Genomic DNA, 19,448 nt, shown 5'->3' on the forward strand with positions numbered 1-19,448 from the left:
GATTTTATACCCGGGATAAGAATCACATTCCCGATTAAGCTTTATCTCACTACCTGAAGGAGAGTTCAATGAAGAAAAAAGCGCTTATCGCCGGGATCAGCGGCGTTGTGGGTTCCGCTACGGCGAAACGGTTACTGGAGCAGGGCTGGGACGTTTATGGCCTTTCGCGCGGGCGCACGCCGGTGCCAGAGGGCTGCCACTCCCTGACGGCGGATCTCACGTCTGAATCGTCCGTAAAAGAGGCGGTGAAAGAGATTACGCCGGACGCGCTCTTTTTCAGCGTCTGGGCGCGCCAGGCGAATGAAGAAGAGAATATTCGCGTTAACGGCGGCATGGTGCGTAACGTTATCGAGGCGCTGGGTGAAAAGCTCAACGGCAGCCACGTTGCGCTGGTCACCGGACTGAAGCACTACCTGGGCCCGTTCGACGCCTACGGCAAAGGCGAAGTGCCGCTCACGCCGTTCCGTGAAGAGCAGGGCCGCCAGCCGGTCGCCAACTTCTATTACGCTCAGGAAGATGAGATGTTCGCCGGCGCGCAAAAGTATGGCTACAGCTGGAGCGTGCACCGTCCGCACACCATCATCGGCTACGCCATTGGCAACGCCATGAACATGGGCCAGACGCTGGCGGTTTACGCCTCGCTGTGTAAATTCCACGGCCTGCCGTTTGTCTTCCCGGGCTCAGCGGCGCAGTGGAATGGCGTAACGGACATGAGCAGCGCGAGCCTGGTTGCCGAGCAGCTGGAGTGGGCTGCCACGTCGCCTGCGGCGAAAAACGAAGATTTCAACACCGTGAACGGCGATGTGTTCCGCTGGAAATGGATGTGGTCGGAAATCGCCGCTTATTTCGGTATCGAGGCGGCGCCGTTCCCGGAAACGGAACAACCGCTGGAAGCAAGCATGGCGCGCCATAACGCTCCGGCATTATGGCAAGCGGTCGCTCAGGCGCATCAGCTCAGCGAGCCGGACGTCAACCGACTGGCCTCCTGGTGGCACACCGATGCCGACCTTGGCCGCCCGATGGAAGTGTTCACCGACATGAGCAAAAGCCGCAAAGCGGGCTTTCTGGCTTATCACTGCACCCGCGACGATCTGTTCGCGCTCTTTGATCAACTGAAGCGCGATAAGCTTATCCCGGCATAATCTCGCATACCGCTCTGCCTCTCCAGGCGGGGCGGTAATTTCGCTAATGTAGTTCTTCCTTTATTTTTATTGCCCTGGCTTTATTACTGTCTTAATAATGTCATTTAACTGTCATATTATTGTCACAATAATATTGTCTTCTTTTGTTATGCGCGCTTAATCGAATCAGGTAAGTCTTAGTGCTGGATATTAATAGTTATTTACGGTATTAAATATCTCCCTGCTTTTCTTCTCAAAGGATTTTCTTATGAGTACAGCGGTGCTTAACGTTAAAATTAGCGCAGAGTTAAAAGACCAGATCCGCCTTCATGCTGAGCAAAACAACGAAACCCTCAGCGCCGTCACCGAAAAACTGCTCTCTCAGGCGCTGTTCGCTGCCAATGAATCGCCTGAGCCTGGCCATGAAGATATTGATAACCAGCATACTGAAGAAGAGGATGTCTCCCCTCTCAATCCCAAAGAGATCAAAGCATTAAGAAAACTGCTGAAGAAGAAAAAATGAAAACGCAAACCACACTTCCTACGGCTTCCACCTATCGCGAAGCCTGTGAACTCCTGCGCTCGGGCTATGTGAAAAAAGTTCGTCTGGGTTGGGACATCGGCAGCGACGAGTTTTTTCGTATTGCCTCAGACTGGTGCGATGCAGGCGCAAAAATAAAACGCGAAGAGGGCGTCTTTGTTATTTCCGTGAAAGGGTTTCCGATCCCGCGTCAGGCGTAATGGTAATGCAATAATGCTGACATATTATTTTCATAAAAACGCCACAAAGCCGACATTCTGGCATGCCAGAATGCAGCCATAAAATAAAAATACGCCTCACCATCTCGCAATGTGCCATCATGGATGATGCTGTTTGTGACGAGCCTTATGGCTCGTCATTTGTTTTTCTGTGTTTTATTTTCTTGCATCATTTACCTGCAACATTGTCGTTTTATCCTGGCTTCGTTCTCAGTCAATAACGTGGCGGGAGTCCGGTATCGTGATGCGTCGCTTATTTTCCATGGGTGAGATAACGCTTAACGTTGTCATGGGCGTGTGGTGCGCCTGGCTGCTGTTTATTCTTACGGTCTTTTTAAGCCGGATAACGTTGAACATTCTGCATGCCTGAAAGGGGCCAGGCGGTGATGTCAGCAACAAGCCGAGCGTTTTCCCGGATGGTTAAGAAGGTCAAGATAGCGCGCGACGTCGTCGCTTTCCCGGGCAGCGCGAAGCTGCAACGCCAGGTTCAGGCTGTCGAGCACCAGCGCATTGCTGACCAGCGGGTCATCGGCCCTCACGCGTCCTTCGCTAACCAGCCAGTCCGTCACGGTTTTCCAGCGCCAGAGGGGCGAGTTCCCCTTTACGCGTTGCACCGGGGAAGGAAAGTTGCGCGAACCGCGGGCGCCATCTTTCAGCAACGCTATCGCCTGGCGGGAGAGGCCCGTCAGTTCGGCAATATCGCTCAGGCCGACCAGTGCGGAATCCACCGACTCAACGCGCGCGTTAATGCCCGCCGATTCGATATCCCTGATGGCGCTCAGCACCGCCTTGCTCAACGTATCGCATTCCCGATCAAACTCCAGCCAGACCGACGTGCCATAGAAGCAAATAAGCGCATCGTCGCAACCGCTGGCAAAGAGCGCGTCCTCAAGCCCTTCGGTGTCTGACGTGACGCCAGACAGAGTAAGCGTGAAATTGTAAAGTGCCATAGATCCCTCTTTTCTCAGTGTGATGAAAAGGCGGGTCGCCCCGCCTTGTCGCGCTCAATGCTTAACAGGCTCGCAGCGCTCCACCAGCCGGATAATCTGTCTGGCGTGGCGCCGTGGGTCCCGGGGCGTAAACCAGATGCTCATCATGTGATCCCTGTGCTCCGGTATGCCGCACTTGAGTCGTCCGAAGCAATGCGAACTGTTGCCGCCCTGGACGAAATACCAGCCTTTTAACAACGCAGAGTCGATGGCTGCCCGTATATCTTTATCAGGGTGTCCCTTCATTTGCCTCCTGCCTATCATGATAGTGTTGTTGACGCCTGTCAACGGTTTTGTTGACGGATGTCAACGGCATCCTCTCTCTTCACTATCATTGCAAATGCGGCTGGCTAAATAATCTGGTTCAGGTTCACACTACGCGGCGCATCGCATTATTTCCGTTTTGTTCCAGCTGCAGCCAGAGCGGCTGCACGCTTTCCAGCGCCTGACGCAAAAGTTCAGTCTCATGCGTGAAAGGCAGCCGCAGATAACGCTCAAAAGCGCCCTCTACGCCAAAGCGCGTGCCAGCGCCAAGGTGAACGCCGGCGTTTTCGGCGCTGGCGGCAAAGCGCGTCGCCAGCGCGCCGGGCAGCTCCACCCAGAACGAGAGACCGCCCGGCGGCGTAACGGTGTGCCAGCTTGGGTAAAGCTGCGCCAGCATCGCCGCGCAGTCATCCCGGCGTTTACGCAGCCATGCCCGGCGCGCCGGGAGAAAGTCTTCGCTGTGCGTGATAAGTGAAGCGACCGCCAGTTGCTCAAGCACGGGCGAGCCTAAGTCCAGCGTATCGCGCACCTGAATCAGCGAGGCGATGGTTTTCGCGCTGGCGCGGATCCAGCCAAGCCGCAGCCCGCCCCAGAAGCTCTTACCGGCGGAGCCAAGCGTAATCACTCGTTCATCTTCATCAAAGGCGGCAAGCGGTGGCGGGGGCGGCGCGTCATACCAGAGGTCAACCATTGTTTCGTCCACCACAAGCGTGGTGCGGGTACGTGCGGCGATGTGCGCTACCTGCGCGCGGGTTTTCTCATCCATGCACTGCCCGGTCGGGTTATGAAAATCGGGCAGCAGGTAAGCCAGACGCGGCGAGGTCTGGGCGATAGTGGCGGCAAGCCCGTCGGTATCCCAGCCCGTTTGCGGCAGCGCGACGGGCACCGGGCGGCAGGACGCGCCCTGAATGGCGGCGATGGCGAGCGGGTAGGTGGGGTGATCGACCACGACTCTGTCGCCGGGGCCTGTGAGCAGCCGTAACACCAGCGCGAAGCCGCTGACCGCACCGTTTACCACCATGATCTGTTCCGGCGTGGTCGGCAAACCGCGAGCCTGGTAACGCTGCGCAATGGCGGCTCGCAGTGGCGCGATGCCCTGCGGGTCATAACCCGTGCTGGCAAGGTGCGGCGGCAGCGCAATCAGCGCCTGCTGGTAAGCATGATGGATTTCTGGCCCGGCGCTGAGGGCAGCGGTAGAGAGATCGAGCAGCGGCGTGCCGCTGGTGCGGGTGGGGATGCGTTCCCGGCTGGCGGGCAACTGCGTCACGGAGCCGGAGCCATGGCGGCTCGTCAAATAACCTTCATCACGCAACACGCCCAGCGCGCTGGCGACGGTGGTGCGGCTCACGTCGAGCGCCGCGGCCAACTCCCGCTCGCCGGGTAAACGGCTGTCCAGCGGCAGGCGGCCGTCGAGAATGAGCAGGCGCAGCGCATCCGCCAACTGGCGGTATACCGGGGCGCGGCTGTTTTCCTGCTGCCAGCGGCCAAGCTGGCGCAACAGAGAGGCGGTGGCGGTACGGCGAAGGCTCATAAGCAGTCCACTTTCTGAAAACTGGACCTTAATAGTAAGGCCGGAAAGCGTAGAGTGATAGCCATTCACGCAAAAGAGGATGAAAAAATGGTGCGTCGATTGCTTCAGCTTTATACCGGCCTGGCGCTGTACGGCATTTCCACGGCGATGTTCGTGCGGGCCGATCTGGGCGCCGACCCGTGGAATGTCTTTCACCTTGGCGTGGCGCGGATTTTTTCACTCAATATCGGCATGGTGATGATTCTGGTAGGCGCGCTGGTGCTGCTGTTGTGGATACCGCTGCGCCAGCGACCGGGTCTCGGCACGGTAAGCAATGTGGTGGTGCTGGGGCTGGCGGCAGACGCAGCGCTGGCGGTAATGCCGCCGCTGGAATCGCTCGTTGCCCGCGGCGTGCTGCTGGCGGCGGCGGTGGCAGTAAACGCGATTGCCACTGGCATGTATATTGGGGCTGGCTTCGGCGCCGGACCGCGCGACGGCCTGATGACCGGCATTCACGCTCGTACCGGCTGGTCGGTGCGCAGCATTCGCACCGCGATTGAAGTGACGGTGCTGCTGGCGGGATGGGCGATGGGCGGCACGTTTGGCGTTGGCACCGTATTGTATGCGCTCACTATCGGACCGCTTATCCAGCTCTGCCTGCCGTGGTTTCGCGCTCAATCACCTATGGTGGCAGGGGTCGTACAGGCAGGGCACAATTCATAAGGAAGATGAATGCGCCCTGCAAGGTATGGGCTATCAAAAACTGTAGCGATAGCCCATGTTAAGTTGCTTCTGGTTAAACTTGTTTCCCGTTGCGAGGTCGGCCTCCAGATAGAAAACGTGCTGATTTTCTATCTGTGTACTGACTCCAAGCCCGTTGCTCCACCAGTTTCCCTTAAAGCTGTGTCGTTCACGCGATCCGTTTAACCAGAATGAGGTGTCTGCGGAAAATTCGCGCACAAGGCCAGTTTTAAAATAAGCGTTGGTTTTGACGGCTCCGGTATTACGCTCATAACCCAGCAGCATACTCATGCGGCCAAGTGAAGAGGCATAGCTGCCGAGATCCACATCCAGGCCATTGCTTTCGTTAATATGCGCTGCTTGCTGATGACTATAGGTGTACTGCGCCTGGGGTTCGATATAGAACCCTTTCTTCTCCTCCTGAAGATAAATTCGCTGTCCCGCTTCAAGAGAAAGACTCCAGCCGCTGGAATTACCGCTGCCGCTTACCGTATTGCTCTGGCTATCCAGTACATTGAAGACATTCTTCAGACGCGACAATTTAGCAATGGCGTCGATATAAAACCCGCGTTGCGAAAGAAAAGTGCTGTAAAGGCCGGCATGGTGCGACTGAACGTTCCCGGTTCCGGATTGATAATCGGGCGTGCCGCGGGTGAGCCCCATAAATACGCCAAAATGCATAGGGCTGCTTTCAGAAAGACGCTTATCAAACCCTAACTGAACCCCACTGTATTTGAGGCTAAAAGCGCGAAGCTTTTCGCCTGCAAAAGAGGCGAATTTCCCGCCATAGCTTTTAATCCATCCGTTGCCGTCTCCCGCCTCCTGCCGTATATCGCCCAGTCGCTGCAGAAGGGTTTGATTTTCAAGATAGTTCATCAAATAGCCAATATTAAGATAGTTGGCTCCGGCGTCTGCGGGATTGGTAGGTTTAGGATCCGGGGCCGGTTCTGGCGTCGGCTCGGGTTGCGGAGCGGGTTCAGGCTCCGGCGCGGGGTCAGGATCGGGCATCGGTTCAGGATCGGGCGTCGGTTCGGGGTCAGGCGTCGGATCTGGCGGCGTTGCGCCTGCAGCGTATAGCTCCCAGTTTGTGCCGTTTTGGCGCACATCATAAAGATAGCCGCCCAGCTCAACCTGAGAAGTTGCGGAAAAGTGCGCCTGGCCATCCGGTGTCTCAATCAGCGTCAAGGTTTCCGTGCCGTTTGTTTGCAAAGCGCCCTGGTTTTGTACCGTGATGCGATGCTCGCCAGCGCTGCTGTTTGTCACTATCAGTTTATCGCCAGCATTGTTCACGCCATTGCCTTCGCCAGCAATATTACTGCGCATAAATAAATTGCCGCTGCCGCTTAAGTCCGCCACTGTCAGTGTTGAGTAACCGCTACTGGCAGGCTGGGTAAAATCAATAACAGCGTTATTAAGCATAAGCTTATCGAGGTTGGAGTTGCCTGCCACATGCCAAACGCTATTATCCAATGAAATATTAAGCTCACCGTTATCAACGTGATCGCTATAGGCTAATCCGCGCCATTCTGAGCCAGGCTGCATATCGACATTAATCAGCCCACCATAAGAATATATACCGCCAAACAAGGTCATTTTACCGACCGCATTAACCTGGGCTGGGTTATAGCCTGGCGTACTTTTTGTGCCGATTGCCATATCCGCCTGATTGCCCATAACAATTATTGTGTCGCCAGTCAGATTAACCTGGCCAGTCGTCTCAGTATAAATACCTTTCATGCCTTGCTGACCGGAAATAGAAAGGTTGTTTGCGTTAATAATACCGTAGCGCATCGCCCAAAGACCGATGCTGGTGGTATTATTGCCGTTTAATTCTATATCGGTGTAAGCGAGATTAAGTTGTCCGCCGTTCTGCTGGGCGGAGGCGCCATAAGAATCGCCAACGGTAATTTTATTATGGTTGTTTTTTTCTCCCAGATAATTAATTGTGGCCGCGCTGGAAACTAACCCGCCTGCGTTTTTCGTTGAAATAGCGCTGCCCGCGCCGATATGTGTTTGCGAACCCGTATAGGTTTCAACGCCACGCGTGTTATCGCCTGTCGCCTTGATAATCAATGATTGTGCATTAAACTGGCCGCTCATGTTCACCACAGCGCTGGAAAGCGAACTCTCTGTCGTGATAACGGTTTTACCGGTTAAATCGACCTTCGCTGATTTTTGCACTTCTATGGAATGAGACATTTCGCCGGCTGTCGCTATTGCCAGGTTATTCGCGGTAAACGTCGCCAGTCCGTCATAAGATGAACCATTGAGACCGCTGACTAACACGCTGGAACTGTGTGAGCCGCTGGTCGTAATTTTACTCTCGCTGCCAACATTAACCTGACTTCCATGATCTTCTATAATCAGGCCTGGTAAATAGTTGCCCGTGGTTGTTAACGTGAATGCGTTAGCGTTGAGATCTGAACCATTGCTGATAAGCAGGCCTCCGCTACCTGCCACCAGATTGTCGGTTTTATTGACTATCACCTGGCTGCCGCTTCCCAGGTCTATATTCATATTTTTGCCAAGAGCGACAATCCCGGCGGCCGATTTTACTCCCTCGACGTCAATAAATAACGCGTTTCCTTTAACCTCGCTATAATTCGCTTCCAGCTGCATCCCTTTAGCGGCGCCATTCGCTCCAGTATCCTTCGCGCTTATAATAACGTTATTTGCCAGGTCGTATTTTCCTCTGTCATTCGGCGAGCTCATCAGACCGTATAACGCCATATAAGCGTCTCGCTTATCCGCGATAATATGATCGCCATCATGAAGGGTGATATTCGAACCTGACAGGCTGCCCATTTCCTCTGCGTAGGCTGAAGGCAGACAGAAGGTCACGCCAAGGCTGATGATGCCTGCGACTGAAAGGGGAGGGTTACGCAACGGTAAAATGGGGGCGGTTTGCTGTTTATTTAAATCTTCATCTTTGTATAAATCCTTTTTCATTTTTGTTCCTTTTAAATGGGATTCAATAGATATGCTGAAAACAGGGCGTAATTATCATAATGCTCGCCAGGTAAAGCAGATTATACGGAGCGCGCCTGTTTTTTATCTATGTTCACGAAAGCTATCCCGCTTTATATGCAGTTTATTCAGAATAATGCTGTATAAAAATGGATGATCGGCAGAAGATAGCCGTAAGCGGAAAGGCCGTGTGCGCTGTAAATTAATTCAACAGCTATTAAATTTCTTTATTTTAAATTAAGCGTGAATGAAGTTAATTTGACGCCGTAATTTTAATTACGACTTCTTTTTAATTTTACAATTTAGAAAAGCCGTAATTATAAGAGTAGCATGACTGCCCGCCAGATTGCGCTAGAATGGCAAGACTCTTACTTTTATCGGCGATGCCATGAAGCCAAAAGCCATTACGCTCTACGACGTTGCCCGCCATGCGGGCGTCTCCTACCAGACCGTGTCGCGGGTGATAAACCAGGCGGAGCACGTATCAACGCGTACCCGCGAGAAAGTCGAACAGGCGATGGCGCAGCTGCACTACGTGCCTAACCGGGTGGCGCAGCAGCTCGCCGGCAAGCCCACCATGACGCTCGGGCTGGTGACCACGACGCTCGCGCTGCACGCCCCTTCGCAAATCGCCGCCGCCATGAAAATCCGCGCCAGCCAGCGCGGCTTCAGCGTGGTCATCTCTATGCTTGATGAAAACCTTCCCGAAGCCTGCCACGCGGCGGTGGATAATCTGCTGGCGCAGCGGGTGGATGGCGTGCTTATCAACGTGCCGCTGGAAGAGGACGAGGCGCAGCGGTTGGCGCAGCGCTGCCATCCGCTGCCGACGCTGTTTCTTGATGTCGGGCCGCAGGCGCAGGTCAGCAGCCTGGTTTTCGATGCTTTTGCCGGCGCGCGGCTGGCGGTGGAACATATGCTGGCGCTTGGGCACAGGCGTATCGCGCTCCTGGCCGGTCCGCAAAACGCGGTGTCGGCGCGCCTGCGCCACGATGGCTGGCTTGCGGCGCTCTCTCAGGCGGATCTGGAACCCTGCGCGGTGGCGCAGGGCGACTGGAGCGCCGCCTCCGGCTACCAGCAGTGCCACGCCTTGCTCGCCTCCCGGCCGGAGGCCATTATCGTCGCGAACGATCAGATGGCGCTGGGCGTGCTTCGCGCCTGCGCCGAGCGCAGCATCAACGTGCCGGAGGCGCTCTCGGTTATCGGTTATGACGACACCGCCGACAGCGCCTGGTACTCGCCGCCGCTCACCACCATTCGGCAGGATTTCCGCGAACTGGGCGAACAGGCGGTGGATGGGCTGGTGGCGGGGCTTACCCAACCGCTGGCGGGCGGCCAGCGCGTGCTGCCGGTCTCGCTGGTTGAGCGTCGGACTACCGCGCCGCGCCAGGATGCGCCTGATGCGCAGCGCCTCGCGCACGCGCTTCGGCAGTTGGCCGCAGAAGTGGCGCTGCTGAAAAACGCCTGATGCTTCTGTGATCCTCCTCGACGGATAACGATCTCCTGCTTTACCTGAGCGCGATCCTGGTGCATCGTGACTTCATTGTGAGCGCTTCGCAAAAATAGATGAGGTAACGATGACCGCCCCTGCTCAGACTGTTGCTTTACAGACGCTGCTGGCCCGCCGCGACTGGGAAAATCCGCTGGTAACCAGCCTTAACCGGCTTGATGCCCACCCGCCGTTTCACAGCTGGCGCACCGTGGAAGCGGCGCGTGAAGCGTCTGCCTCGGCCCACAGGCTAAGCCTGAACGGCCAGTGGCGGTTCTCTTTCTTCAGCGCGCCGGAACAGGTGCCGGAAAGCTGGTTACTGACCGATCTGCCGCAAGCAGTGGCGATGCCGGTGCCTTCCAACTGGCAGATGCAGGGTTTCGATACGCCGATTTACACCAACGTCACCTATCCCATTCCCGTCACGCCGCCCTGCGTGCCCAAAGAAAACCCGACCGGTTGTTACTCGCTCACATTCAATGTTGAGGAAAGCTGGCTGGCGCAGGGGCAGACGCGCATTGTTTTTGACGGCGTGAACTCTGCGTTTTACCTCTTCTGCAACGGACGCTGGGTGGGGTATTCGCAGGATAGTCGTCTGCCTGCGGAGTTTGACCTGAGCGGCGTGCTGCGCGCTGGCGAAAACCGCCTCGCCGTGCTGGTGCTGCGCTGGAGCGACGGAACATATCTGGAAGACCAGGATATGTGGCGCATGAGCGGCATCTTTCGCGACGTCACGCTACAGCACAAGCCCGCCACCCGCCTTGCGGATTACCAGGCAACCACGCAGTTGAATGAGGACTTTAGCCGCGCGACGCTTGAGGTGCTGGCGCGCGCGGAAGGCCCAACCGTTGCCGCCTGCCGCGTGGCGCTGTCGCTCTGGCGCGACGGAGCGTGCGTGGCGCAGGGCGACAGCCCCTTCGGCAGCGAGATCGTCGATGAGCGCGGCGCCTGGAGCGACCGCGTAACGCTGCGCCTGCCGGTGGAAAAACCGCTGCTGTGGAGCGCTGAAACGCCGCATCTTTACCGGCTAGTGGTGGCGCTTTATGACGAGCATAACGCGCTGCTGGAAGCCGAGGCGTGCGACATCGGCTTTCGTAAGGTGGAGATCAGCGAAGGGCTGCTGAAACTCAACGGACAGCCGCTGCTGATCCGCGGCGTAAACCGCCACGAGCACCATCCCGAGCGGGGGCAGGCGGTGGACGAAGAAACCATGCGCCGCGATATCGAACTGATGAAGCAGCACAACTTCAACGCCGTGCGCTGCTCCCATTATCCCAACCACCCGCTCTGGTACCGGTTATGCGACCAGTACGGTTTGTATGTGGTGGATGAAGCGAACATTGAAACGCACGGCATGGAGCCGATGAACCGTCTTTCCGACGATCCGCGCTGGCTGCCCGCCATGAGCGAGCGCGTCACGCGCATGGTGCAGCGCGACCGCAATCACCCCTGCATTATTATCTGGTCGCTCGGCAATGAGTCGGGCCACGGGGCGAATCACGACGCGCTCTACCGGTGGATCAAATCCAACGATCCCACGCGCCCGGTGCAGTATGAAGGCGGCGGGGCGAACACGGCGGCGACAGACATTATCTGCCCGATGTACGCCCGCGTGGACCAGGACCAGCCTTTTCCGGCGGTGCCGAAGTGGTCGCTGAAAAAGTGGATTGGCCTGCCTGGCGAAACCCGCCCGCTGATCCTCTGCGAGTATGCGCACGCGATGGGCAACAGCTTCGGCGGGTTCGCCCGCTACTGGCAGGCGTTTCGCGAGTTTCCGCGCCTGCAGGGCGGCTTTGTCTGGGACTGGGTCGACCAGGCGCTGTGTAAAACCGATGCCGACGGCAACACGTTTTGGGCTTACGGCGGCGATTTCGGCGATACGCCTAATGACCGCCAGTTCTGCATGAACGGTCTGGTCTTCCCGGACCGCACCCCGCATCCGGCGCTTTATGAAGCGCAGCGCGCCCAGCAGTTCTTCCAGTTTCGTCTGGTTTCCCACACGCCGCTGGTGGTGGAAGTGACCAGCGAATACCTTTTCCGCCGCACGGATAACGAACGGCTGCGCTGGCGGCTGGAAGTGGAAGGCGAAACGGCAGAGCAGGGGGAGATGACGCTCGAACTCGCGCCGCAGGGGAAACAGCTGTTTACGCTGACTCTGCCTGAAACCCTGCCGCCCGGCCAGCGCTGGCTGAATGTGGAAGTGGTGCAGCCGCAGGCGACCGCCTGGTCAGCGGCCGGACATCGCAGCGCGTGGGATCAGTGGCGGCTGCCGGCGCCGCTGGTTTTACCGGAGCCGGTAGCGCAGGGCGAAACGCCGCAGCTTAAGGTTACCGAAACCGCGCTGCGCGTGCGGCAAGGCGAGAATGAGTGGTGCTTCAACCGCCACAGCGGCTGGCTGGAGCAGTGGTGGCGCGACGGCCTGCCGACGCTGCTGTCGCCGCTTAAGGATAACTTCACCCGCGCGCCGCTGGATAACGACATCGGCGTCAGCGAGGCGACGCGAATTGACCCGAACGCCTGGGTGGAGCGCTGGAAAGCGGCGGGCATGTATGAAATGACGGCGGAATGTCTGCGCTGCGAGGCGGTGACAACCGGGCGCGAGGTGCTTATCCGCACCCTTCACGCCTGGCGCCATGCGGGCCAGACGCTGTTCATCAGCGAGAAAAACTGGCGTATTGACGCCAGCGGCGCGCTGCACGGCAGCGTAGACGTTCAGGTCGCCCAGGGTATCCCGGCGCCCGCCCGCATCGGCCTGAGCTGCCAGCTTGCGGAAGTGGCGGAAGAGGCGCAGTGGCTGGGGCTGGGGCCGCATGAAAACTACCCCGACAGACGCCTCGCGGCGCAACAGGGGCGCTGGACGCTGCCGTTAAACGCGCTGCATACGCCCTATATCTTCCCGGGCGAAAACGGCTTGCGCTGTGATACGCATGAATTGCGTTACGGCTCGCACCTGCTAGCGGGATTGTTCCACTTTGGTTTGAGCCGCTACAGCGCGCAGCAGCTTAAAGAGACCAGTCACCGCCACCTGCTGCGCGAAGAGGCGGGCGTCTGGCTTAATCTTGATGCGTTCCATATGGGCGTGGGCGGTGACGACTCCTGGAGCCCCAGCGTCGCGCCAGAGTTTATTTTCAATGAAGAACGTCTGCATTACAGCTTCAGCTGGCGACAGGCGTGAAACCGGGCGCGCCGCTACACTTATCCTCGCACGATCAACGCGGGCGGTTCGCCGCCCGTTCCTTCGTTACGGAGGTGTGAAATGAACTATGTTGATGGTTTTGTCGTGGCGGTGCCTGCGGAAAATAAAGCGGCCTACCAGGCGCTGGCCGAAAAAGCCGCGCCGCTGTTTAAGGAGTTTGGCGCGCTGCGTGTCGTGGAATGCTGGGCCGAGGATGTGCCCGACGGCAGGCTGACCGACTTTCGTCGCGCGGTGCAGGCGCAGGATAACGAGGAGGTGGTATTCAGTTGGATTGAATATCCCTCCAAAGAGGTGCGCGACGCCGCCAATGAAAAAATGATGGCGGACCCGCGCATGAAGGCGCTTGGCGATGAGATGCCTTTTGACGGCAAACGGATGATTTACGGCGGCTTTATGCCGATTCTGGATAACTAGCGCGACGAGATTTTAGTAAACCTTTTTGCAGTCAGGCACCAGGCCTGCGGTGCGAAACTGACCGGCCCCGGCGTAAGGCAGCGTGCGGGGCCATTGCGGCTCTGCCGCGCCCGCGCGTAGACTACCTCAACGGTAAAAACGTTAGCGTTTTCCGCCATCGCTTCATCGTAAAAACGCCACTCGAAGCAGGCATGACACCCCTCGCGTTGCTTATACTTCCAGCGTAGAAGAAAAACCGCCGCCGCGTGCCTGTCGGGCGGGTGTCGTGCGGGTGTCGGGTGCGTGTCGTGGCGCTGGCGAACGCCTCGCTTTACGCTTGCCAGGTCTCGTTATCCGGAGGGGTTTATGAATAAAAATAGCGTTCGCGAACGGCGTCTCGCCAGGGCCTGGTCGCAAGAGCAACTGGCAGAGCTCGCTTCATTAAACGTGCGCACCATTCAGCGCATCGAAAACGGCGGCCAGGCGAGCCTGGACACCCTGGGCGCCATCGCCGCCGCCTTTGGCGTGAACGTCGCTGAGCTGACCCAGGAGGCCACGCCGCCCGGTCAGGATGACGCGCTGGATAAGCGCGTTAAGGCGGCCCGGGCGCGTCTTGCCCGCGAGTCCGCCTTCTGGCGGCAGCTTATTACCTGGTTTGTGGTCTGTAGCGGGCTTACGCTCATTAACCTGTTTACGTCGCCCGGCCATTATTGGTTTATGTGGCCGACGCTTATCTGGGGCGCGCTTATCGCCGTACGCGGGATAAAGCTTTTTGTGCTGGGGGACTGGCTGGCGCGCCGCCAGCAGCAGCGGCTACAGCAACTGTTACGTAAATAGCGTGGCGTTTTGCTGATTAAACCAGGCAATATATTCGCCTGGCGGCAGGGCTTTGCTGTAGAGCCAGCCCTGCCCGTACTGCACGCCGTGCAGGCGCAGCCAGTCCGCCTGGCTTTCCGTTTCCACCCCCTCCGCCACCATTTCGAGCTTCAGGCTTTTCGCCATTTCGATGATGTGCGGCGTGACTTGCTTGTATTCCAGCGCGTCGACAAAGGATTTGTCGATTTTCAGAATATCGACGGGTAAATCCTGCAGGTAGCTCAGGCTGGAGTAGCCGGTGCCGAAATCGTCGATATAAACTTTATGCCCCGCTTCACGCAGCCGCTCAATAACCGGCGAGGTGACTTTCGGGTCGGCGAAGCCGCGCTCGGTTATCTCCAGCGCTATCTGCTGCGGCTCCACCTGCCAGCGCGCCAGCAGCGGCGTAAGCAAATTGAGCAGCTCATCTGAAAATAAATCTTCCGGCGCGAGATTAATGGAAATATGCATGTCGGGATGAACGTGCAGATAGTCGCCCAGATCGCGAAACACACTCTGCACCACCTGACGCGTAATGCGCGAGATAAGCCCGGTTTGTTCGGCAAGCGGAATAAAAATATCGGGCGTTAGCATGGAGCCGTCTGGCTGCGGCCAGCGCACCAGCGCTTCGGCGCCCGCCACCCGACCGTTGGAAAGGTTGACGACAGGCTGATAATAGACCCGCAACTCGGAGGCGTTAATCGCATCCAGCAGCCGGTAGCGCGGCGACTGGATACGGCGCAGCAGACGCAGCATGAGCACCACGGCGAAGGCGCTTATCGCCACGCCGAGCGGCAGCCAGACCATCATCTGGTCGCGGCTCTCTTTTTCCAGCGGCAGGCGCGAGGCCCAGACCACCAGCGCAAAGCCGGATTCGGGCTGGCGACGGATGAGATAAACATTGCCCTGATATTCAAGCCTGCTGAGCTTTCCCTGCTGGGCGCGCTGCCAGACGCTCTCATCAAAGCGCACGCTGCTCGCGATGACCCGGTTCTGATTCAGGCCAATCAGCGCCACCTCAATAGGCCAACTGCCGAAGGGGATAACATCGATAAACGACATGGGGTCCATCACGACAACATGCGGCCCGATACCGAGCGCCACCATATAGTGATAAAAATTCAGATCGTTGCTTTGCGTAAACCAGACGGCGTAGCCTTCCGCGTTGATGCGATCCGGGCGCGGCCAGCGCATTTGCTCGCCGCGGCTTTCAAGCGATGAGCAGAGCAACGTGCGGTTGCGCATATACATCACTTCCTGAACGTGACGAAAGCTGAAGGTGAGTCGACGCATCGCCTGAAGGTGTGCAGGGCTGCAGGTTTCGCCCTGAAAGCGGTTAATCTCCCACAGCGCGAGTTTTGCCTGCTCCTCCACCTGGCCGGTGCGGCGTATCGTACGGTCGGTATAACTGTTCAGTTCGCTGCGAAAGCGTTTTTCCGCCTGGTGATGGGCAAACCAGATGCTGAACAGCACTGGCAGCAGTACGGCCAGCGTTAGCATGCCGGTAATCAGACTTACTCGATGTTTTGTCTTCACGTCATCCCCAACCTTCCTGTTGATGTTTATACAAAACATCAGGCTCACGTTAGCATAGCGATCCGGGGAAATTTTTGCACAGCGGCGAAGCATGATTTCGCTGCGGGAGAGGGCAAGTGAAGAAAAAAGAGTTCATGCTGACCACGCTGCTGAAGCGGGACGCGGCGTAAGCTTCCCCCGGCCTGCGCCGGGGAGAGCATTAGCGGCGATGGGCAAGGCGGCGCACCAGCCGGTCGCCGGAGGATTGCACCAGTTGGACCAGGGCGATAAGAATAACCACCGTGCCCGCCATAATCTGGTCGTTAAAGCGCTGATAGCCGTAGCGGATAGCGAGGTCGCCAAGCCCGCCGCCGCCGATGACGCCCGCCATCGAAGAGAAGCCAATCAGCATCACCACGGTCAGCGTGATGCCGGCCAGAATAGCGGGCAGCGCCTCGGGGAGCAGCGCTTTGGCGATGACGTGCCAGATATTGCCGCCCATCGACAGCACAGCCTCTATGCGCCCTTTATCCACTTCGTCCAGCGCGTTCTCCACCACCCGGGCGAAAAAGGGAAACGCGCCGAGGGTAATGGGCACGACGGCGGCGGTGCTGCCAAGCGTGGTGCCGATAAGCAGGCGGGTAAAGGGAATAAGCGCCACCAGCAGCACGATGAACGGCAGCGAACGGCCCATGTTTATCGCCGCGCCCAGCACCGCATTCAGGCGGGGCAGCGGCAGGACGCCGTTGCGGCGCGAGATAAACAGCAGCACCCCAACCGGTAAGCCGAGCAGCACCGTAAACAGCGCCGCCAGTCCCACCATGTAGAGCGTTTCCAGCGTGCCGTTAAGCAGTATCGGCCAGACCTCCTCCCAGCTCATGCGACTTCCCATAATGTCCTCCCGTCAACGCCATGCCGACGCAAAAAGGCCTGCTGGGCGACGCTGTCGCGCACCAGCGTCTGGCGCAGTCTCGACCAGGGCGCCTGCAGCAGTTCGCTCAGGCTCCCGCTTTCAATCAGTTGACCCTGTTCCAGCAGCGCGGCATGGTCGCAAATCGCTTTTACCACTTCCAGCTCGTGGGTTATCAGCACGATAGTCAGCCCAAGCTGGCGATTGATATCGGCGAGCAGCGCCAGCACCGAAGCGGTGGTCTCCGGGTCGAGCGCGCTGGTGGCTTCGTCGCACAGCAGAACGTCGGGACGGGCGGCCAGCGCCCGGGCGATGCCGACCCGCTGCTTCTGCCCGCCGGAGAGCTGCGAGGGAAAGGCGCGGGCTTTGTCGTGAAGCCCGACCAGCGCAAGCAGCTCCGCCACCCGGGCTTCCCGCTGCGCGCGCGGCTGGCCTGCTATCTCCAGCGGTACCGCCACGTTGTCTGCCACCGTGCGGGCATGCAGCAAGTTGAAATGCTGGAAGATCATGCTGGTGCGCTGGCGATGCTGGCGCAGCTCGCGCGACGTGAGCTGCGTGATATCCTGCCCGTTCATCAGGATGCGGCCCGACGTGGGCCGCTCCAGCAGATTGAGACAGCGGATAAGCGTGCTTTTTCCGGCGCCGCTGCGGCCCAGAATGCCGTAAATGGCGCCGTCGGGCACGGTTAAGGAGACCTCGTTCAGCGCCGGTCGGCCTTCTCCGGCGTACACTTTGCTCAGCCGCTCAATAACCATCATGACTGCGGCACCACCGGGATCACCGAACCGTTGTACTGCTTGCGAATAAATTCCGCCACCTGCGGCGACTGAAGATCTTTCGCCAGTTCTTTGATGCGCGGATCGCTTGCCAGATTGGGGTTGGTCACCAGAATATTGGCGTAGGGGTTATGCTCCGCGCTCTCAAGGCCCAGCGCATCTTTCGCTGGCGTCAGCCCCGCCTCCAGCGCGTAGTTGCCGTTGATAACCGCCAGATCCACATCATCCAGCGAGCGCGGGATCTGCGGCGATTCCACTTCCAGGATCTTCAGCTTTTTCGGGTTTTCCGCGATCGATTTCGGCGTGGCGAGATTATTCGCCGGATCGTTGAAACCCGGCTTTAACTTAATCAAGCCCTGGCTTTGCAGCAGGAACAGCGCGCGGCTTAAATTAGTGACGTTATTCGGTACCGCGACAGTGGCGTTTTCCGGCACCGATTTAAGATCTTTATACTTGTGCGAGTAGATGCCAAGCGGCTCTATGTGCACCGTGGCCGCCACGGCGAAGGTTTTGCCGAGCGCTTTTTCCTGGTCTTTCAGGTAAGGCACATGCTGGAAATAGTTAGCGTCTACGTCGCCGTTCGCCAGCAGCTCGTTGGCGTTAACGCCACTTGTGAGTTCGACCACTTTTAAATCGAGCTTTGGGTCGAGTTTCTTAATGAAATTGAGGATTTCCGCGTGCGGCACCGGGTCCGCCGCAACGCGCAGCGGCTCGGCGGCGTAAGCGGAGAGCGCCAGAGAGAGGGACAACGCGGCCCCTGCCAGTTTAAATGCGGCATGTTTCATAGGTCGTTTTCCTTATTGTTAATCAGGCGATAATTTCCGCGCTCTGGCGCAGTACGTCACGGTAATAGCGCTCAGCCACGTCAGGGTGCGAGCGAAGACGGCCTTTCAGGTAGTTCCAGCCCACATCACGCAGTAGCGGGTTGAGCGGATCGCTCTCCGGGCCGTGCGCTTCACGGGCAAGCCGCTCGGGCAGGGCGTAGACCGGTACAGTCGCGTCCAGTTGCGCGCCAAGGAAAAACGCGATGGAAAGGCGTTCCTGGCCTGCGGGCGGCGATTCCACGCGGTGTACCGTGGCGCGCAGATAACCATTGGTGGCCAATTCCAGCAGCTCGCCAATATTCACCACAAAAGTGCCTGGCAGCGGCGCGGCGTCAATCCAGCGGCCCGGCGACACCTCCACCTGCAAGCCTTTTTGTTCATCCTGCAGCAGGAAACTTAAAAAGCCGGAGTCTTTATGCGCGCCGACGCCCTGGTTGCTTTGCGAAGGCAGCTTGCCGGGATAGCGGATAAGTTTGATGTGCTCATTGGGCTTGTCGCCATAAAGCGGGTCGAAGGCGTTATGCGGCAGCGCCAGCGCCTCGGCGAAGGCGCGCAGCAGCGTCAGCGCCATCCGGGTCATTTCGCTCTGCCAGCGCAGTAGCACCGGTTTGAGCGACGGTTGGCTTTCCGGCCACAGGTTCGGTCCCTGCAGGCGACGCCAGCGCGGGTCGCTATCCGCCAGCAGCAGCGCAGGGCGTTCGGCGCCGATATCAAACTGCTCGCGCCAGTCTGGTTTGCCGCGGGTTATCTCAGCGGCGGCGCGGTTATAGCCGCGAAAATGAGGAGAGTGGATCATCGCCACCTGCTGCTTTTGCGCATCCGGCAGGGCGAAGAAGCGGCGCGCTTCCTGCTGCACGCGTTGCGAAAGCGCGGCGTCAATCCCATGGTTGGTGATATAGAAAAAGCCGATGTCGCGGGCCGCCTGGCGCAGTTGCGCTAAAAAGTCCGCTTTATCCGCGGGGCTGGCGTTAAGCCTTGCGAGATCGAGAAGGGGCAGGGCGGTGAGGGAAGCGGTGCTCATAATGTTCTCCGTAAGCATAAATAGGGTCAGTGCGGTTGACAGTGAACGGTTGGGCACAACAGCGGCTTGGTATCATGTCAGTTTTCCTTTCTGGTCTGGTTCGGCAGTGACTTCTACCCTG

Annotated in this window: 17 protein-coding genes; 9 read left to right on the forward strand and 8 right to left on the reverse strand. The window is 58.2% G+C overall.

Annotated elements, in window-relative coordinates; genetic code table 11:
• The first annotated feature begins 68 nt into the window (after positions 1 to 68).
• The 4 genes from ACU4F7_RS05625 (at position 69) to ACU4F7_RS05640 (ending at position 2,250) form a co-directional block, all read left to right on the forward strand.
• The gene (locus ACU4F7_RS05625) at positions 69 to 1,142 is read left to right on the forward strand and encodes an SDR family oxidoreductase (protein WP_029592098.1); all 1,074 of its coding nucleotides are present in this window, start codon (positions 69 to 71) and stop codon (positions 1,140 to 1,142) included.
• A 247-nt stretch (positions 1,143 to 1,389) separates the two neighbouring features.
• Complete coding sequence (locus ACU4F7_RS05630) at positions 1,390 to 1,644, forward strand: hypothetical protein (protein ID WP_481638215.1); 255 nt, start codon at positions 1,390 to 1,392, stop codon at positions 1,642 to 1,644.
• The gene (locus ACU4F7_RS05635; protein ID WP_024557414.1) at positions 1,641 to 1,862 is read left to right on the forward strand and encodes a hypothetical protein; all 222 of its coding nucleotides are present in this window, start codon (positions 1,641 to 1,643) and stop codon (positions 1,860 to 1,862) included. The genes ACU4F7_RS05630 and ACU4F7_RS05635 overlap by 4 nt, the downstream gene beginning before the upstream one ends.
• Before the next feature lie 262 nt (positions 1,863 to 2,124).
• A complete protein-coding gene (locus ACU4F7_RS05640; RefSeq protein ID WP_481638216.1) occupies positions 2,125 to 2,250 on the forward strand; it encodes a hypothetical protein in 126 nt (41 codons plus the stop codon).
• 19 nt (positions 2,251 to 2,269) lie between these two features.
• On the opposite strand, the gene ACU4F7_RS05645 is transcribed toward ACU4F7_RS05640, so the two are convergent.
• The gene (locus ACU4F7_RS05645) at positions 2,270 to 2,830 is read right to left on the reverse strand and encodes a helix-turn-helix transcriptional regulator (RefSeq protein ID WP_029592100.1); all 561 of its coding nucleotides are present in this window, start codon (positions 2,828 to 2,830) and stop codon (positions 2,270 to 2,272) included.
• Between the two features lie 409 nt (positions 2,831 to 3,239).
• Positions 3,240 to 4,664 carry a MocR-like transcription factor YczR gene (gene yczR / locus ACU4F7_RS05650; RefSeq protein ID WP_481638217.1) on the reverse strand — a complete coding sequence of 475 codons (1,425 nt, stop codon included), beginning with the start codon at positions 4,662 to 4,664 and terminating at the stop codon, positions 3,240 to 3,242.
• Positions 4,665 to 4,751: 87 nt separating this feature from the next.
• Between yczR and yczE the strand changes: the two genes are divergently transcribed.
• Positions 4,752 to 5,366 carry a membrane protein YczE gene (gene yczE, locus ACU4F7_RS05655; protein ID WP_029592103.1) on the forward strand — a complete coding sequence of 205 codons (615 nt, stop codon included), beginning with the start codon at positions 4,752 to 4,754 and terminating at the stop codon, positions 5,364 to 5,366.
• A 33-nt stretch (positions 5,367 to 5,399) separates the two neighbouring features.
• On the opposite strand, the gene ACU4F7_RS05660 is transcribed toward yczE, so the two are convergent.
• A complete protein-coding gene (locus ACU4F7_RS05660; protein ID WP_481638218.1) occupies positions 5,400 to 8,333 on the reverse strand; it encodes an autotransporter outer membrane beta-barrel domain-containing protein in 2,934 nt (977 codons plus the stop codon).
• A 406-nt stretch (positions 8,334 to 8,739) separates the two neighbouring features.
• On the opposite strand from ACU4F7_RS05660, the gene ACU4F7_RS05665 reads away from it, so the two are divergent.
• The 4 genes from ACU4F7_RS05665 to ACU4F7_RS05680 all read left to right on the forward strand — a co-directional run bounded on the left by ACU4F7_RS05665 (position 8,740) and on the right by ACU4F7_RS05680 (position 14,263).
• The gene (locus ACU4F7_RS05665) at positions 8,740 to 9,816 is read left to right on the forward strand and encodes a LacI family DNA-binding transcriptional regulator (RefSeq protein ID WP_481638219.1); all 1,077 of its coding nucleotides are present in this window, start codon (positions 8,740 to 8,742) and stop codon (positions 9,814 to 9,816) included.
• Positions 9,817 to 9,925: 109 nt separating this feature from the next.
• Entirely contained in the window at positions 9,926 to 13,012 is a 3,087-nt protein-coding gene (locus ACU4F7_RS05670) for a beta-galactosidase (protein ID WP_481638220.1), read from the forward strand.
• 81 nt (positions 13,013 to 13,093) lie between these two features.
• Entirely contained in the window at positions 13,094 to 13,447 is a 354-nt protein-coding gene (locus ACU4F7_RS05675) for a DUF1428 domain-containing protein (RefSeq protein WP_024557407.1), read from the forward strand.
• A gap of 345 nt (positions 13,448 to 13,792) precedes the next feature.
• Positions 13,793 to 14,263, forward strand: coding sequence for a 2TM domain-containing protein (locus ACU4F7_RS05680; RefSeq protein WP_481638221.1), 471 nt, complete (start codon positions 13,793 to 13,795; stop codon positions 14,261 to 14,263).
• Here ACU4F7_RS05680 and ACU4F7_RS05685 read toward each other — a convergent pair.
• The 5 genes from ACU4F7_RS05685 to ACU4F7_RS05705 all read right to left on the reverse strand — a co-directional run bounded on the left by ACU4F7_RS05685 (position 14,252) and on the right by ACU4F7_RS05705 (position 19,327).
• Complete coding sequence (locus tag ACU4F7_RS05685) at positions 14,252 to 15,817, reverse strand: EAL domain-containing protein (RefSeq protein WP_481638222.1); 1,566 nt, start codon at positions 15,815 to 15,817, stop codon at positions 14,252 to 14,254. The two genes, ACU4F7_RS05680 and ACU4F7_RS05685, sit on opposite strands and share 12 nt — an antisense overlap.
• A gap of 199 nt (positions 15,818 to 16,016) precedes the next feature.
• Complete coding sequence (locus tag ACU4F7_RS05690) at positions 16,017 to 16,676, reverse strand: methionine ABC transporter permease (protein WP_481638697.1); 660 nt, start codon at positions 16,674 to 16,676, stop codon at positions 16,017 to 16,019.
• Positions 16,673 to 17,464 carry a methionine ABC transporter ATP-binding protein gene (locus tag ACU4F7_RS05695; protein ID WP_481638223.1) on the reverse strand — a complete coding sequence of 264 codons (792 nt, stop codon included), beginning with the start codon at positions 17,462 to 17,464 and terminating at the stop codon, positions 16,673 to 16,675. The genes ACU4F7_RS05690 and ACU4F7_RS05695 overlap by 4 nt, the downstream gene beginning before the upstream one ends.
• Positions 17,461 to 18,267, reverse strand: a complete 807-nt coding sequence (locus ACU4F7_RS05700) for a MetQ/NlpA family ABC transporter substrate-binding protein (RefSeq protein ID WP_481638224.1) — start codon at positions 18,265 to 18,267, stop codon at positions 17,461 to 17,463. The genes ACU4F7_RS05695 and ACU4F7_RS05700 overlap by 4 nt, the downstream gene beginning before the upstream one ends.
• 22 nt (positions 18,268 to 18,289) lie before the next feature.
• Positions 18,290 to 19,327: an isopenicillin N synthase family dioxygenase gene (locus ACU4F7_RS05705; RefSeq protein ID WP_481638225.1), complete on the reverse strand. Its 1,038-nt coding sequence runs from the start codon at positions 19,325 to 19,327 to the stop codon at positions 18,290 to 18,292.
• Positions 19,328 to 19,448 lie beyond the last annotated feature (121 nt).

The organism is Franconibacter pulveris (assembly GCF_056780215.1).